This is a genomic window from Cobetia amphilecti (genome assembly GCF_020217465.1).
Lineage (GTDB): Bacteria > Pseudomonadota > Gammaproteobacteria > Pseudomonadales > Halomonadaceae > Cobetia > Cobetia amphilecti.
The window spans coordinates 2,559,662-2,575,457 of the sequence record NZ_CP084115.1; the positions used below are offsets into that span (position 1 = coordinate 2,559,662).

The 15,796-nt window shown below is 56.3% G+C and carries 13 protein-coding genes; 6 read left to right on the forward strand and 7 right to left on the reverse strand.

From position 1 onward, the window contains the following. The first annotated feature begins 246 nt into the window (after positions 1-246). From LCW13_RS10780 to LCW13_RS10800, 5 genes are all read left to right on the forward strand, one after another. On the forward strand, positions 247-1,455 hold the full coding sequence (locus LCW13_RS10780; RefSeq protein ID WP_263643031.1) for a TolC family protein: 1,209 nt from the start codon (positions 247-249) through the stop codon (positions 1,453-1,455). After that, positions 1,452-3,725, forward strand: coding sequence for a type I secretion system permease/ATPase (locus LCW13_RS10785; RefSeq protein WP_225346876.1), 2,274 nt, complete (start codon positions 1,452-1,454; stop codon positions 3,723-3,725). The genes LCW13_RS10780 and LCW13_RS10785 overlap by 4 nt, the downstream gene beginning before the upstream one ends. Further along, the gene (locus LCW13_RS10790) at positions 3,722-4,909 is read left to right on the forward strand and encodes an HlyD family efflux transporter periplasmic adaptor subunit (RefSeq protein ID WP_225346877.1); all 1,188 of its coding nucleotides are present in this window, start codon (positions 3,722-3,724) and stop codon (positions 4,907-4,909) included. The genes LCW13_RS10785 and LCW13_RS10790 overlap by 4 nt, the downstream gene beginning before the upstream one ends. A 100-nt stretch (positions 4,910-5,009) precedes the next feature. Further along, positions 5,010-5,399, forward strand: coding sequence for a hypothetical protein (locus LCW13_RS10795; protein WP_225346878.1), 390 nt, complete (start codon positions 5,010-5,012; stop codon positions 5,397-5,399). A 324-nt stretch (positions 5,400-5,723) separates the two neighbouring features. Continuing rightward, the gene (locus LCW13_RS10800) at positions 5,724-7,061 is read left to right on the forward strand and encodes an aminotransferase class I/II-fold pyridoxal phosphate-dependent enzyme (RefSeq protein ID WP_176678392.1); all 1,338 of its coding nucleotides are present in this window, start codon (positions 5,724-5,726) and stop codon (positions 7,059-7,061) included. A 192-nt stretch (positions 7,062-7,253) separates the two neighbouring features. On the opposite strand, the gene LCW13_RS10805 is transcribed toward LCW13_RS10800, so the two are convergent. The 7 genes from LCW13_RS10805 to LCW13_RS10835 form a co-directional block, all read right to left on the reverse strand. After that, the gene (locus tag LCW13_RS10805) at positions 7,254-7,904 is read right to left on the reverse strand and encodes a DsbA family oxidoreductase (RefSeq protein ID WP_176677336.1); all 651 of its coding nucleotides are present in this window, start codon (positions 7,902-7,904) and stop codon (positions 7,254-7,256) included. A gap of 209 nt (positions 7,905-8,113) precedes the next feature. After that, entirely contained in the window at positions 8,114-8,821 is a 708-nt protein-coding gene (locus tag LCW13_RS10810) for an O-antigen ligase family protein (protein ID WP_176677337.1), read from the reverse strand. Further along, a complete protein-coding gene (locus LCW13_RS10815; RefSeq protein ID WP_176677338.1) occupies positions 8,751-9,452 on the reverse strand; it encodes a hypothetical protein in 702 nt (233 codons plus the stop codon). The genes LCW13_RS10810 and LCW13_RS10815 overlap by 71 nt, the downstream gene beginning before the upstream one ends. A gap of 249 nt (positions 9,453-9,701) precedes the next feature. Beyond that, complete coding sequence (locus LCW13_RS10820) at positions 9,702-10,868, reverse strand: nucleotide sugar dehydrogenase (RefSeq protein WP_176677339.1); 1,167 nt, start codon at positions 10,866-10,868, stop codon at positions 9,702-9,704. Positions 10,869-11,136: 268 nt separating this feature from the next. Further along, positions 11,137-12,144, reverse strand: coding sequence for an NAD-dependent epimerase (locus LCW13_RS10825; RefSeq protein WP_176677340.1), 1,008 nt, complete (start codon positions 12,142-12,144; stop codon positions 11,137-11,139). A gap of 2 nt (positions 12,145-12,146) precedes the next feature. Then, positions 12,147-13,268, reverse strand: coding sequence for a glycosyltransferase family 4 protein (locus LCW13_RS10830; RefSeq protein WP_176677341.1), 1,122 nt, complete (start codon positions 13,266-13,268; stop codon positions 12,147-12,149). A 5-nt stretch (positions 13,269-13,273) separates the two neighbouring features. Further along, positions 13,274-14,341, reverse strand: coding sequence for a glycosyltransferase (locus LCW13_RS10835; RefSeq protein WP_225346879.1), 1,068 nt, complete (start codon positions 14,339-14,341; stop codon positions 13,274-13,276). 241 nt (positions 14,342-14,582) lie between these two features. On the opposite strand from LCW13_RS10835, the gene LCW13_RS10840 reads away from it, so the two are divergent. After that, positions 14,583-15,718 (forward strand): IS3 family transposase gene (locus LCW13_RS10840; protein WP_404813623.1). Its coding sequence is split into 2 segments (ribosomal slippage): positions 14,583-14,841 and positions 14,841-15,718, totalling 1,137 coding nucleotides; the frame shifts between segments, so codons are not numbered across the junction. Positions 15,719-15,796 lie beyond the last annotated feature (78 nt).

Consider the following 15,796-nt stretch of genomic DNA (forward strand, 5'->3'; position numbering starts at 1 on the left):
GTGTATCTGTACACAAGACGTTGAGCGTTATTCATCACGTCAGGACGACGGGATGACAGCAACAAGTCAACGGGACCAGGAGGCAAGATGTCCCCATTATTCCGCTTTCCACTCCTATGTGAGTGGCAGCGACTGCGCCAACCTCCTCATTCCCCGAGGTTGGCCCTTACCGCTCTGGTCGGTCTGACCGGACTGGCATGTTCGCTACCGACATATGCCCAGACGAAGCGCGATCTTGCCGACGTCTTGAGCGACGTACTCCGGCATGACCCTCGCATCGAGGCTGCTCAGGCCAATGTGCGTGCGGCAGGCACCGACATCGAGATTGCCGAGGATGGCTATTGGCCACGCCTGGAGAGCAGCGTCGGCACCGAGGACAACTTCACCGAAGGCGGCTATCGCATTACGCTGAGCCAGATGCTGTACGACTGGGGCCAGGTGGAAGCCGAGGTCGCGCAGCGCAAGGCAGAGCGGGATGTCGAGCGGGATACTCTGGATCAAACGCGGATGGAGGTTGCCCAGGAGGCGATCATCGCCTACATCGATCTCGGAGCCAACCGCGCCATGATGCGCCGGGTGCGCGATTACATCGAGAAGCTCGAAAGCCTCGAGACCCTGGCCAATGACCGCACCTTCTCGGGCTACGGTGACCGCGTCGAGCTGGACCGCGCGGCCGTGGACCTCGCCAGTGCCCGCGAGTGGCTGGCACGTCTGCAGGGCGATGCCGACACCGCCCGTCAGGAGCTCGAGATACTCAGCAGCCGCTCCTTCAGGGATATCGCCCTGAGCGCCCCGCCGCCGCTGCCGATCGTGGCGGACCTGGCTCGAGACCCCGCCACCACCGATGCCGCCATCACCCATGCGCCGGCCTATCGCAGCCATGTCAGCCAGCAGAATGCCGCACGCCACGCCCTGAGCCTGAGCGAAGCCGAGCGCTGGCCGGAGTTGCGTCTGGAGGCGACCAGCTCACGCTATGAGTCGAACGACGACATGGTCAGCGACTCCAGCATCGGCCTGCGCATTGAGGCCCCGGTCTTCCAGGGCCTGACGCCGTTGCGCCAGCCCGAAGCGGACCGCGCACGCCTGACCGCCGCCCAGTTCGAGACCGCCTCCACCGCGCGCGAGCTACGCCGTCAGATCCAGCGTCTGTCGGCCAGTCAGCCCGCAGTCGAGGCGCGCATCAAGGCGCTGGATCAGCAGGCACGAAGCGGCGAACGCCTGCGCAGCAGCTATCGCGACCAGTTCATCACCGGCTCACGCAATATCGAGGACCTGCTGACCATCGAAAGCGAGATCTTCGCCGCACGCCGCCAGATGATCGAGCTCAATACCCAGCTGCTCACCGACCAATATGATCTGGCAAGCCAGCTGGGCGCCCTGCCGTTGGTGTCCGCTAAAGCTCCCATTCATCACCACACCGCTGCCACCGACGTCGCCCAAGGAGTGAGCCGATGACCTCCCCACAGTCTTCCGTGCGCCCTCCCGTGACGTCGCAATCGGACCCGCTGCTTGAGAGCGTGCGCCAGTTGCTGCGCCTGCAGGGCCACGGCATCGACCTCGAGCGTCTGCGTCACGGCATGCCGCTGACCAAGGGTGAGCTGGCACCGCAGGATCTCGAGCAGGCCCTGTCACGCCAAGGTATCGCCGCGCGTCTGAGTCAGGCACCGCTCAGCGAGATTCCCGAAAGCCTGATGCCCTGTGTCGTGCTGCTGGAAGATGGCAGCAGCCGCGTCCTGCTGGCCCACGAGACCTCGCATCAGTGGCCTGAAACGCCGAACATCGAATCGAGCGGCGAGTCGAGTGCCGACACGAGCGACACCCCAACAGACGAAGACGCGAAAGCAGCCCCCAGCGGCCCCGGCTATCAGTTGCTCGACCCGCTGTCCGGGGGAGAATACTGGCAGCCACAGAACGAGCTGAACGCCGCATACGCCGGCATCGCTCTGTTCGCACATGGCGAGATCTCGCTGGATCGCGCAGAAGGTTACAGCCAGACCCGCCAGGGTCACTGGCTGACCTCACGCCTCAAGTCGCATTGGCGCGTTTTTGCCGAAGTCGCACTGTCCTCCTCGCTTGCCGCCCTGCTGGCCGTAGCCACGGCCCTGTTTGCGATGCAGGTCTATGACCGTGTGGTGCCGACCGGAGCCGTCGATACGCTGTGGGCGCTGGGTATCGGCGTGATACTCGCCATTGGGCTGGAAGCCTTGTTGCGCGCATTGCGGGCGCAGCTGATCGAGAACTCGGGCAAGAAGATCGATCTTGAGCTCAACGATCACATCTTCCGCCACGCCGTGCAGATGCGCCTGGCTTCGAAGCCGCGCTCCACCGGCGCGATGGCCAGCCAGATTCGTGACTTCGATGCCATCCGCGAGTTCTTCACCGCCTCGACCCTCGGGGCCTGTGGTGACCTGCCCTTCGCGCTGCTGTTCCTGGGCCTGATCGCCCTGCTGGGCGGCCCGGTGGTCTGGGTGCCGGTGGCAGCCATCGTGTTGATGCTGATTCCCGTGCTGCTGGCGCAGCCGTGGCTATCGCGTCTGTCGCGTGAGGGCATGCGCGAATCCGCGGTCAAGAATGGCGTGTTGCTCGAGACCCTCGACAACCTCGAGAACCTCAAGGCCTGTCGCGCCGAGGGCCATGCCAGCCGTCAGTGGCAGCGCCTGACCTCCGAGCAGACCCACCGCGGCGTCACCTTCCGCCACGCCGTCGCCTGGCTGACCAGCTGGGGCACCGGCATGCAGCAGCTGGCCTATGTCGGCGTCATCATTGCCGGGGTCTACCTGATCATGGCCGGCGAGTTGAGCGTCGGTGCGCTGATCGCCTGCTCGATCCTGTCGTCGCGGGCCATCGGTCCGACCCTGCAGATCAGCGCATTGCTGAGCCGCTGGCAGCACGTCAAGGTCGCCAAGGAAGGACTGGATGCGCTGATGGAGACCGATATCGAGCGTCCCAGCGATCGTCGCTTCGCGCGCCTCGCCCAGGCACGCGGTCACTACCAGGCCGAGAATCTGCACTGGCGCTACGATGAGGAAGCCCCGGAAGCCCTGGCGCTGGACCGCCTGAGCATCGCACCCGGCGAGCACATCGCCCTGCTGGGGGGCAACGGCGCGGGCAAGAGCACCCTGCTGCGTCTGCTGGCAGGCTACTTCACGCCCACCAGTGGCGAGCTGACCCTCGACAATCTCGCCCTGAGTCAGATCGACCCTGCCGATCGTCAGCGCGCCATCGGCTATCTGCCACAGGACATCAGCCTGTTCAGCGGCACGCTGCGCGACAACCTGTGCATCGACGGGCGAGATGTCAGCGACATACGCCTGCTGGAGGTCATCGAGATGACCGGACTAGGCGACTTCGTACGCCGCCACCCGCTGGGGCTGGACATGATGCTGCATGACCGCCACAGCCTGTCCGGTGGCCAGCGCCAGAGCCTTGGCCTTGCTCGCCTGGTCCTGCAGGACCCGGTCGTGGTACTGATGGATGAACCCACCGCATCGCTGGACCAGACCACCGAGCAACACGTCATCAAGACCCTCGGCCCCTGGCTTGCCGGCCGCACCCTGGTGCTGGCCACACACCGCAAGTCATTGCTCGGCTGGGTCGAACGCGCCCTGGTGCTTCGCCACGGCAAGCGCGTCGTGGACGGCCCGCTGGATCAGATCATGGCCAGACAATCGGCCGGCAAGACACCGGCCACATCCGCATCCCGTCAGCGCCAGGAGGCCTCATGAGCCAGCATTTCGATCCCGAACTCATCAAACGCGAGCTGGGCGCGCCGGACCAGAAGCTGGAAAGCCACTGGTCGCGTCCGCTGCTATGGGCCAGCTTCCTGGTCATCGCGCTGTTCATCGCTTGGTCGAGCTGGGCCGAGGTCAACGAAGTGGCGCGTGGCGAAGCCAAGGTTATCCCCTCCTCGCGCCAGCAGACCATCCAGAGCCTTGAGGGCGGCATCCTGGATCAAATGATGGTCAGCGAGGGCGAGATCGTCGGGGCCGGTCAGCTATTGGCCGCCATCGACGAGACCCGCTTCCGCTCGGCCTACATGGAATCACTGAGTCAGGCGCAGGCGCTGCGCGCGACCATCGCCCGCCTGGAAGCCGAGGTGCTGGACAAATCGAGTATCGAGTTCCCCGCGGAAGTACGTGACAACGAGGCGCTGACCGTTACCGAGCGTGAGCTGTTCACGGCGCGGCGCAAGAAGCGTGATAGCGCCCTGAATGCGGTCAGCAAGGAAATCAGTGCCGCTCAGCGTCAGCTCGCGGTGATCCGTCCGCTGGTCAAGCGGCGTGCCGTGGGCGAGATGGAAATGCTCAAGCTGGATCGCGAGATCGCCGAGCTCAAGGGTCGTCAGGCCGAGATTCGCAATACCTATCTGCAGGACGCCTACGCCGAGCTTGCCGACAAGAAGTCCGAACTGGCCGCCCTCGAGGAAACCAGCGTGCAGCGCCGCGACCAGCTGGACCGTACCCGGCTGCTCTCGCCGGTGCGCGGGGTGGTCAACAATATCGCCATCACCACGCGCGGTGGGGTGATTCCGCCCGGCGAAGAGATCATGCAGATCACCCCGCTGGAGGACACCCTGGTGTTCGAAACACGCATCCGGCCGCAGGATGTCGCCTTCATCGCTCCCGGCATGCCGGCGACGATTCGCATCAGCGCCTACGACTATGCAGTGTACGGCACGTTGGAGGGCAAGGTGGAGCGCATAAGCTCAGACACCTTGGAGGAGGAAACGCCACGCGGCGAGGAAAGCTACTATCGCGTGCTGGTCAGCAGCGAGACCGCGGCGCTTGAGCACAACGGTGAGACGCTGCCGATCAAGCCGGGGATGATCGCCACGGTCGACATCGAGACCGGTGAGCGCAGCGTGCTATCCTACCTACTTAGACCCTTCACGCGACTGGAGCTGCGCTAGCGTACTAATAGATAGGTAAAACAAACAGCTACAGGATAAGTTACTGACTTAGACTGCGATATCATGTGTCATTGGCTCACCAGACAACACGGAGCGTCCGGTGAGTTATTTCATGGCTCCTTCCACGCATTTACCTAATGAGACTACTTTCATGGACGAAATGACGATCTTATCCGTCAATGCACATTATGGTCTTAACGACCACTCTCCCTTGTCGATTATCACAAGCACCGAAGGATTCACACTGCTGCTCGCCAAAACAGACAGCGCAACCTATCTCGTGATCGCTCAACATATGGGGAGCACCGTTTCGACGGTAGAACTAGTCTCCATGCGATATGCAGACTTCGTCATTCAGCTAATCGATGAACACATTCGACAACATCCAGGGATTCAGCGAGAGGAGCTGGATATTCATATTCGACTCAAAGCCAAGGATCATGCCCTCCGTACTCCCCTGCCTGACGATTTCATGACACCTGGCGCCTGATGCCTTTCCGTCATGTCGTTTTTATCAAATGACATGACGGAGAGCGTTAACGTACTGATAAGCTTCGCAAGCTTTGATAATGAGCATTATTGTGTGCGCAACGCCCCGTGCCGTCCCCCTCTTCGACCAGCATGATCTCAGTGCACTCACGAACTCGCACGCTTGCCTACAAGACGCCTCCTGAAAGCCTGAGAGATTCGTCCCCACACCTGCAAAGACTTGCCCTCTTGCGCGTGCACACTCATCATCGGGGAAAAGACTGCTTCTACTTCAAGGACTTCCTCTTTGGCATCTCGTCACTCCTCCGGCCCCAACCCCCGCGACATGAAACAACAGTTGTTGGACAAAGCGCGTGCCCGTCGCACCCAAGCTACCGCCGCCATGGCGGGCGAGGCTGACAATGATGTGTTTGCCCCCAGGACACCGACACTGGAGATCAGCGACGACTTCGTGCGCTTCGATCGCCAACCGGGCTATCAGCAGCTCAGCATGATGCAGCAGGCCGGCGCCGCCTTTGGCGTGCCGGAACCCTTCTTTCGCGTGCATGAAGGCTGCGCCGGTGCCACGACGCGTATCGAGGGGCGTGAGCTGGTCAACTTCGCCAGCTACAACTACCTCGACTACTCGCGCCATCCGGAAGTGGTCAAGGCCGCGTCTGACGCTGCCGCGCACTATGGCACCTCGGTATCGGCCTCACGCGCCGTCTCCGGCGAGCGACCGATCCACCAGCAGCTGGAAGCCGCCGTCGCGCGCACCTACGACGTCGAGGATGCGGTGGTCTTCGTCAGTGGCCACGCCACCAATGTCTCCACGCTGGGCTATCTGCTCGGCCCGAAGGACCTGATCCTGCATGACGAGTGGATCCACAACAGCTCGCTGGTCGGCGCCCAGCTGTCCGGCGCCCGCCGCATGCCGTTCGCGCACAATGACCCGGACGCGCTGGAAGCGCTGTTGCGTGCCCAGCGGGGCAAGTTCGAGCGCGTGCTGATCGTCACCGAAGGCCTCTACAGCATGGACGGCGACGTGCCGGACCTGCCGCGCCTGATCGCCCTCAAGCAGAAGTACCGCTGCTGGCTGATGGTCGACGAAGCGCACTCCTTCGGCGTGCTCGGCGAGCGCGGTCTCGGCCTGAGGGAGCATTACGACATCGCTGCGCGTGACGTCGATATCTGGATGGGCACGATGAGCAAGACGCTATCCGGCTGCGGCGGCTATATCGCCGGCTGCAAGGAATTGGTCAGCATGCTGCGCTACTTCGCGCCGGGCTTCCTCTACTCGGTGGGCATGCCAGCACAGGTCGCCGCCCCATCGCTGAAGATTCTCGAACTGCTCCAGGGCGATGATGCCAGGCAGCGCATCGCCCGGCTGCACGCCGTCTCCGGCTACTTCCTCAAGCGCGCCCGCGCCTTGGGACTCGATGTCGGCGACAGCCTGGGCGTTGCCGTCGTGCCGGTGATTCTGGGCAGCTCGCTGGTGGCCGCTCGCCTCTCCAACCAGCTATTCGAGGCAGGCTTCAACGTCCAGCCCATCCTGCACCCCGCCGTGCCGGAGAAGAGCGCGCGGCTGCGCTTCTTCCTCTCCTGCGAGCACACCGAAGCGCAGGTCGACGCCGTCCTCGACACGCTCATGCAGCAACTGAGCAATATCAAGGCGGGTCTTTGACCAGACTCATGAGCCAGAGGTGTGAACCAGAGTGACAAGTCAGCGCAGGAAGTCAGAATCGTGAGCCAAGGCTGATCGGGATTTCGCAGCCTTCGCTGCTGACATCCCACAACGAAAAACGCGGCCCTGCTTTTCAGCGGGGCCGCGTTTTTATCACGACAAGAATCAGTGGCGGAGCCAGATGTCAGTGGCTCAAGACTGCTCTGCCATCAGTTCGCTCAGCACCTGCTCGAACACTTCCTTGGGCTGAGCACCGCTCAGGGCACTGCGGCGGTTGAAGACGAAGGTCGGCACGCTGGAGATCCCCATCTGCTTCCAGTAGTTCTCATGCTGGACGACCTGCTCACGTGCCTCGGCGTCATCGAGTTGCGCGAGACTTTCCGTGGCATCCAGCCCGACCGCAGCCAGCGAGTCCGCCATCACGGCGCGGTCCGACATATCCTTCTGCAGTGCGAAGAAGTCCGCGAAGAACTGCATCATCAGGTCATGCTGCATGCCTTGCTCGGCGGCATACTCGAGCAGCACGTGCAGCTCGAAGGTATTGACCATGCGCATGTCGTCGAAGTAGTTGAAGACCAACCCTTCCTCCGCCGCCAGGTTGGCGAGGTTCTGGCGCGCCTCGACACTGCCCTTGGGCGTGGTGCCGTACTTGCGTTCAGAGTGCGCGCGCAGGTTCTCGCCATGGGCCGGCATGCCCGGGTTCAGCTCGAAGGGCTGCCATTCGATCTCGACCTTGTCTTCCAGACCCAGTGACTGAATGGCGCTCTCGAGGCGCTTGTAGCCAATGATGCACCACGGGCACACCACATCGGAGACGATGTCGATCTTGAGCTTGTCTTGCATATCCATTCTCCTGAGCGGCGAGGCAAGGCGCCTTACCGCTCGTCAATATTCGTGAGCGACTGCTCAAATTTGCGCATACTGTAGACCCCGTGCGTGCTCAGGTCAAAGCCTCTCCAGAGTGCCGAAGCGGCAGAGTGTCGAATCGCCAGAGCGCCAAGCGCTGAACGCTGTCGCCTCTTCAGGTCTGACATTCCATGCAAACATCCCGATCAGCCATACTTGGCTTGGGCTTTATCACAAGCGGCGGGCGGCGCTGCCTCAAGGCGACGCTCATGGGCGCGCAACGTGCCCCAGACGATCGCCAACCAGTAGGCGTAGATCATCACGCCGCTGGCCTGGGAGAACATCACCCAGGTCATGCCGAAATCGAGGAAGGTCAGCGGCAGCAGTACCCCGGCGACAGCCAGTGAGCGCAATGTCAGGTCGTCACAGTCCAGACGGCGATAGAAGAGGCGTAGCGGCACCAGATAGAGGGCCAGCAACGCAAGCAGCCCCAAGATCCCACGCTTGACCCACGCATCGAGAAACTCGTTATGGGGATGCGAATACTCCTGCACATGGCGACTCAGCTCGCCCTGCTCGATCATCGCATCACGCGCCTCGGTGTAGCCTGTCTCGCCTCTGCCTAGCCACGGCTGCTCGGCAATCATCAGCACGGCGCCCCGCCACATCTCGAGGCGCGCCCCCGCCGAGGTGCAGGCATTGCGGTCTTCCACGTACTTCGTGACATCCGAGACACCGGCTTCGACACGTTGCTGAACGCCGGTCGCCTGTGTCATCACCATCAAGGCGATCACCCCGGCACACATGAAGACGCCCAACCACAGCACACGCCGCGAGATCATCTCACCATAACTGCGATACAGCACCCAGGCGGCAAACGGGAAGCCGATCCAAGCGCCGCGCGTCCCCGACATCAAGGAGCCGATGATGCCGAACGCACCGCCAATCAGCAGCGCCAGCAACCAATAGCGCCGCCGAGCTCCCGCCTGACTCATTGCCCAGCCAAGGCCTGCCAGACACATCAGCCCCATCAACATGCAGATATCGCCGAAGTTGATGGTATTGGTGAAGCCCCCCCGCACGATGCACGCCCCACACCAGCTTCTGCCACATCGCCCAGCTGCCGGTCAGCACACTACCGAGGATCAGCCCGCTCCACATGGCCCCGTGCGATGGCGGGCACGACAACACCAGCAACAGCACGGGCACAGCCAACAACAAACGAATCGGCACGCCTGTCGTCTGCCACGCATCCCCCTGCAGCAAGATGCTCACCAGCAACAGGGCAGCGAGTCCTGCCACCACGCCAATCACTGCCAGGTCTTCCTTGTGGGCGGCCCCCAACAGCGCGCGCGGCTCTCGCAGCAAGCAATAGCCACTGATCAACACCAGCAACGCCGGTCCCAAGCTATAGCCAGAAGGCATCACCAGGCTGAGCAAGCCGAACAGGAAGACACTGCAGGAAACGGCGCGCGAGATCATAGGTGAAAAATACTGAGAAACACCGGATGAATCCGAGCGCGCAGCAGAAGCGAATGACGGCATACCTGGCCTTCCTGATTCAAAGATGACGATGTGAACGGTGATACGGGCAACTCAATCGAATACGGGAAAGCGCCATCGTGAGCTTGATGAGCGGGATAGCCTGACACAACTGCTCTCCTCCTTGGCATCAGGCGCGCAGCATGAAAGTCACCACCTGCTCCCTCTATCCCGTTCCCTGTGAGCCCATATGAAAACGCCGCATCACGAGGATGCGGCGTTTGAGTTTTGATCAAGAAACAGAACTCTGGATCAATCGTTGCCGAACAGATCGCGGGTGTAGACCTTGTCGACCACATCAGCGAGCTCTTCCGCCATGCGATTGCTCAGGATGACATCTGCTTCCTGCTTGAATGCCTCAAGATCACGCATGACGCGTGAACCGAAGAAGGTGTCTTCTTCCAGCACCGGCTCGTATACCACCACTTCCACGCCCTTGGCCTTGATGCGCTTCATCACACCCTGCATGGCACTGGCGCGGAAGTTGTCAGAACCGGACTTCATCACCAGGCGATATACCCCCACCACCTGCGGGTCGCGCTTGAGCACGGATTCCGCGATGAAATCCTTGCGCGTGGTGTTGGCATCGACGATGGCCTGGATCATGTTGTTGGGCACTTCCTGATAATTGGCCAACAACTGCTTGGTATCCTTCGGCAGACAGTAGCCCCCATACCCGAATGACGGGTTGTGGTAGTGCTGCCCGATGCGCGGGTCCAGCCCCACACCTTCGATGATCTGCTTGGCATCCAGGCCATGTGACTCGGCGTAGGTATCCAGCTCATTGAAGTAGGCAACGCGCATCGCCAGGTAGGTATTGGCGAACAGCTTGATGGCTTCCGCCTCGGTGCTGTCGGTGAAGAGCACATCAACACCCTGCTTGATCGCGCCTTCCTTGAGCAAACCAGCGAACACCTCGGCACGCTCGGAGCGCTCACCGACGATGATGCGAGACGGATGCAGGTTGTCGTACAGCGCCTTGCCTTCGCGCAGGAATTCCGGCGAGAACATCAGATTCTGTGTCTGGAAACGCTCACGCGCCTCAGCCGTATAGCCCACAGGTACTGTGGATTTGATCACCATCACCGCGTCAGGATTGATGTCGCGCACATCCTGAATCACCGCTTCAACACTCCTGGTATTGAAATAGTTGGTGGTCGCATCGTAATCCGTCGGCGTGGCGATAATCACGAAATCGGCATCGCGGTAGGCCACTTCCTTGTCGAGGGTAGCGCGGAAATTCAGATCTCCACGTGCCAGAAACTCATGGATCTCGTTATCGACGATAGGCGAGATACCACGGTTCAGGCCTTCCACCTTCTCCGGCACGATATCCAACGCGACGACTTCATGATGCTGAGAAAGCAGCATGGCGTTGGAAAGACCGACATAGCCGGTGCCTGCGATGGCAATTTTCATTTCAAATATTTCCTGTGTTTACCGTAACGAAAAGCTAAAAATACTGAAGACATCAGACTGCTGGCAGGCGCTGAAGTTCCTTGAGGGAAAGCCAAGTTGAATCACCGCCATCCTGCTTGAGCAATCTGATATCAACATCAGCACAGTCATGTACTGCCAAGAGCTATCAGTGAATCTCAACTGATATAACGATAGCCACTGAACAATACAAATGAAAACCTGACTATAAAGATGACATCTGGATTAGGTAACGAGCAGCGCAACCCTACTAGTTGGAAAAGTACTTGCGGTACCACTCCACAAAACGGCGAGCCCCTTCTTCTACCCCGACTTGCGGACGATAGCCAGTCGCGGCAAAGAAATCTTCAGTATCCGCCCAGGTCTGAGACACATCCCCTGGCTGCATATCCATATAGTTTTTCTTGGCCTCAATACCCGTGGCTTTCTCAACGGCACTGATGAAGTCCATCAGCTGAACCGGGCTACCATTACCGATATTGTAGAGAGCATAGGGTGCAGGACTTTCATCCGGAGCAAGGCCCTCCGCTGCCGATTTCTGACCAGCCTGCGGGACGACATCCTTGATGCGAATGATCCCCTCAACGATATCGTCAATGTAAGTGAAATCACGCGATAGATCGCCGTGGTTATACACATCGATGGACTTGCCTTCGAAAATGGCCTTGGTGAACTTGTACATAGCCATATCTGGGCGACCCCATGGGCCATATACGGTAAAGAAGCGTAGGCCAGTAGTCGGGATATCGTATAGATGTGAGTAAGTATGTGCCATCAATTCATTGGATTTCTTGCTCGCCGCATACAAGCTGACCGGGTGATCAACACCGTCCTTGGTAGAGAACGGAACCTTGGCATTCAATCCGTAAACAGAGCTGGAAGAGGCATAGACCAGATGCTCAATCCTGTGATGACGGCAGCCTTCCAGGATGTTCAAGAAACCCAGCATATTGGCATCCGCATAGGCATGCGGGTTTTCCAGCGAATAGCGTACCCCTGCTTGAGCGGCCAAATGAATGACATGAGAAATCTCGTTGTCAGCAAAGACTTTCTCTACTGCATCACGATCTGCAAGATCAAGCTTCAGAAACGTAAATTCAGAAGACTGCTGAATGCGCTCGAGGCGAGCCTCTTTCAGCGAGACATCGTAGTAATCATTGAGAGAATCAATACCAATGACATTTTTTCCTGCTTCCAGCAGTCGCTTGCTGACTTCTGCACCAATGAAGCCTGCAGCTCCAGTAACCAATACTGACATTATTATTTACTCTTCTTGGCAAGTATTTCTTCAGCAACATCAAGATAACGCTGAATCACGTATTGTTCGTCAAATTTCTCTTCAGCCAACTTCCTGGAGTTGGCCTGCATCTCTGCCAGCTTTTCATCTGAAAGATTGATGACCTTTTCCATGGCTTCTTTCAGAGCTTCTGTATCACGGGGAGGCACGAGGAAACCATTGACACCTTCGATGACAACATCACGACAACCAGGGGTGTCAGTAGTAATAATAACTTTTCCGGCAGCGGCAGCCTCTAATAGGCTACGTGGAGTTCCTTCTGGATAGTATGAGGGAAGAACTACGCAATCAACACTTTTTAAAAGGTTTGGCATATTTTTTACATGACCAAGAAAAGCTGCTCTGTCGATTGCAGTAAATTCAGCGATAATTTTTTTACATATAGAACGTTGTGAATTATCCTCAACTCCGGCTAACCTAAAGTAGCTTGAAGAATGATGTGGAGCTAATAGCTTAGATGATTCAACAAACTCTGCAATTCCTTTAGGATATATTAGTCTTGCAGCCATTAAAAAAGTAATACCGCTAGCTTTATAAGTTGGACAGAATTTTTTCAAATCTACGCCCGAACCAGGTAAAACTTCAGAGCAACACGGATCTGAATATCCTGAGTCAATATAACATTGATAATCTTCTTTATTCTGAAAGAAAACATGATTAGCTCGCTTATAAAAAAAACCAATAAGCTTACTGTATATTTTCCCAAGGACACCACCAAGCTGTGAAGCTTGGCCAACTCCAGAGACATTCGGTATACAAGGTATGCGTAATACCCAGCAACTAATCAAAGAATAAAGATTGGTTTTAGGATTAAACGAATATACGACGGCGGGCCGCTTTATGATTAATATAAAAAAAATAGATACTAATGAGCAAATCTCTTTAATAGCGTTTTTACTAGTGGGGTTTAAATATACATTAATAACTTGCGCGGACTCTGAGTAACTAGGAATTCCATTATCATCCTTAGGTGCTAAACAACTTACAGAAAATTTATCTGAAAAAGTTTTGATAGTAGAACTTCTGAAATTCTCTAAATACCAAGCACTATTACCTATAAAAAACACACGAGTCAACTTTGACATTAACTTTAACCTTTCGAGATATTTATAATTATATTATTCCATAGACTGGTAATATGACTCGTGCTGCAGTTAAATTTTATATATTGCTGCGCCAAAGAACCCATAGACTTCCTGGCATTGTCGTCCAAAGAATAGAGTTTTAACATAGAGTCTGCTATATGTTTATAGCTAAACCCATTCGAAACATAACCATTAGCACCATCCTGAATCATCTCTGGCGTAGCCCCAGCAGGAGTAACTACAGAGGGTAGACCGAAGTACATTGCCTCCATTAACGCATTAGGCATACCTTCTCTTAAAGATGGTAAAATAAAAGCGTCAGATTTTTCGAAAGTAGTTCTAACATCATAAGAGTGTCCTAAGAACACCAACTTATCTTCTAAGTTTAATTTAGCTGACAATTTTTTTAATTTATCTTCTTCTGGACCACTACCCAAGATATACAATTTCGTATTAGCTGTACCAGAATTACAAAATTCCTTAAAGGCATATAACAATTGTTCGAGATTTTTTTGTGGCGCTAATCTACCCACATAGCACCAATCAAAACTAGATTTGTCCTGCTTATGAGTTAATGCACAACCCAAATTATCTGGAAAAAAATAATTAGGAATAACATCAACAGACTTATTCAAACATTTCAAGCACAAACGTTCTTCAGCTTTTTTGGAATTAGATAATGTTTTGGTGTCAAGTAATGAGGTCAACCGAATAATGACATCTCTCCAATAACCACCATAACTTGTATTTCTATAAGATGTTATTACAGGTATCCGTAGAACTGTCCCAAGTATTCTTCCGATCAAGGTAGCATGATATAAAAAGCAGACAATTAAATCCGACTTATTTTTACGAAAGTACGAATACGTCTTTATTATTCCGGACAATGAAGAAGTAGAAGAAAGATTAACGACTTGAACTTCGGATGACAATAAACTCTCATATGCTTGTCCATTTTTAAGAGTTACTATTTTGACGTTATGTCCTAATTCAGCTAAATTATTAGCCACATAAATGAGCTGCCTTTCGGCCCCACCAGTGTGCATTACACCAATAAAGAAACTAATCTTCATATATAACCCTTTCCAGTTAGATGCTAGAGGATTTGTCTTATGTTATCACAAGGATATGATTATAAATAAAAATTATAGACATCATAGAGCAAATTATCTGGTTTATAGTGCAATAAAAAGTTTTTATATTCTATCAACATCAATATAGCCATATTAAATAAACTTAGCTTTCTATTGAAGTGGTCCCCGTAATGCGGACCAGGCGCTAAGCTCTGATCAGACCGACCAGGAGAGCTTGATCATGAGCAGGAAACGTCGACAGTACAGCGGTGAGTTCAAAGCCAAGGTAGCCCTCGCCGCCCTCAAGGGAGAACAGTCCACGTCGGAGATCGCGGCCCGCTTCGAGATCCACCCCACCATGGTGAGTCAGTGGAAACGCGAACTGCTGGACAACGCCACCGGCGTCTTCGAGAGCAAGAGTTCCGGAAAAACCGCCCAGAAGACCCAGGAGGAGATCGATACACTCTACCGCGAGATCGGCAAGCTGACGGTGGAACGGGATTTTTTGTCACGCGGGCTCGGTCGTTGAGCCGGGCCCAGCGCGTGGCACTGGTCGAGCCGCAGGCGCCCGACATCAGCCTCCGGCGTCAGTGCCAGCTACTCGGTATCAGTCGCTTCTCGATGTACTATCAGCGCAAGGCGCTACGGGCCTATGATCTGGAGCTAATGCGTCTGATCGACGCGGAACATCTGCGCACACCGGTCTATGGCTCACGACGGATGTCAGCCTACCTCAATCGCCTGGGACACGCAGTGAGCCGCAAGCGCGTTCAGCGACTGATGCGCGGGATGGGGCTACAGGCTATTTATCCGAAGCCATGCACCAGTCGGCCAGGCACGGGACATCGGATCTATCCTTACTTGCTGCGAGGGCGAGTCATCGACCGTCCCAATCAGGTATGGGCGACTGATATCACCTATATTCCTTTGGCGCGCGGGTTCATGTACCTGGTGGCCATCATGGACTGGCACAGCCGTCGCGTGTTGGCCTGGCGGGTCTCCAACACCCTGGATACAGACTTCTGTATCGATGCTTTGGAGGAAGCCCTGGCGTGCTATGGAAAGCCCGAGATATTCAATACAGATCAAGGCTGTCAGTTCACCAGCCAGTCGTTCACCGAAGTTCTGGAAGCCCATGATGTCCGGATCAGCATGGACGGCAAGGGACGCTATCAGGACAACATATTCGTGGAACGACTCTGGCGCAGTGTGAAGTATGAGTGCGTTTACCTGAAGGCTTTCGAGAGCGGCGCCCACTTGCGAAGGGATCTGAAGCGTTACTTCGCTTGGTACAACACGGAGCGGCCCCACCAAGGGCTAGACGATGCTACACCTGATGAAGTGTACTTCTCTCAACCACTGACCCAGGCGGCCTGACGCCGATGATGACCTGATCCGAGCTTAGACGACCCGTCAGGTGGTCCAATGGATGGGGTCCACTTCAGTATTGCTCAA

Excerpts from the sequence above, each read along its gene's own strand:
- LCW13_RS10785 (WP_225346876.1), top strand. The coding sequence starts at position 1,452 with ATGACCTCCCCACAGTCTTCCGTGCGCCCTCCCGTGACGTCGCAATCG.
- LCW13_RS10790 (WP_225346877.1), top strand. The coding sequence starts at position 3,722 with ATGAGCCAGCATTTCGATCCCGAACTCATCAAACGCGAGCTGGGCGCG.
- LCW13_RS10800 (WP_176678392.1), top strand. The coding sequence starts at position 5,724 with ATGAAACAACAGTTGTTGGACAAAGCGCGTGCCCGTCGCACCCAAGCT.
- LCW13_RS10805 (WP_176677336.1), bottom strand. The coding sequence starts at position 7,904 with ATGCAAGACAAGCTCAAGATCGACATCGTCTCCGATGTGGTGTGCCCG.
- LCW13_RS10810 (WP_176677337.1), bottom strand. The coding sequence starts at position 8,821 with ATGTCGGGGACGCGCGGCGCTTGGATCGGCTTCCCGTTTGCCGCCTGG.
- LCW13_RS10815 (WP_176677338.1), bottom strand. The coding sequence starts at position 9,452 with ATGCCGTCATTCGCTTCTGCTGCGCGCTCGGATTCATCCGGTGTTTCT.
- LCW13_RS10820 (WP_176677339.1), bottom strand. The coding sequence starts at position 10,868 with ATGAAAATTGCCATCGCAGGCACCGGCTATGTCGGTCTTTCCAACGCC.
- LCW13_RS10825 (WP_176677340.1), bottom strand. The coding sequence starts at position 12,144 with ATGTCAGTATTGGTTACTGGAGCTGCAGGCTTCATTGGTGCAGAAGTC.
- LCW13_RS10830 (WP_176677341.1), bottom strand. The coding sequence starts at position 13,268 with ATGTCAAAGTTGACTCGTGTGTTTTTTATAGGTAATAGTGCTTGGTAT.
- LCW13_RS10835 (WP_225346879.1), bottom strand. The coding sequence starts at position 14,341 with ATGAAGATTAGTTTCTTTATTGGTGTAATGCACACTGGTGGGGCCGAA.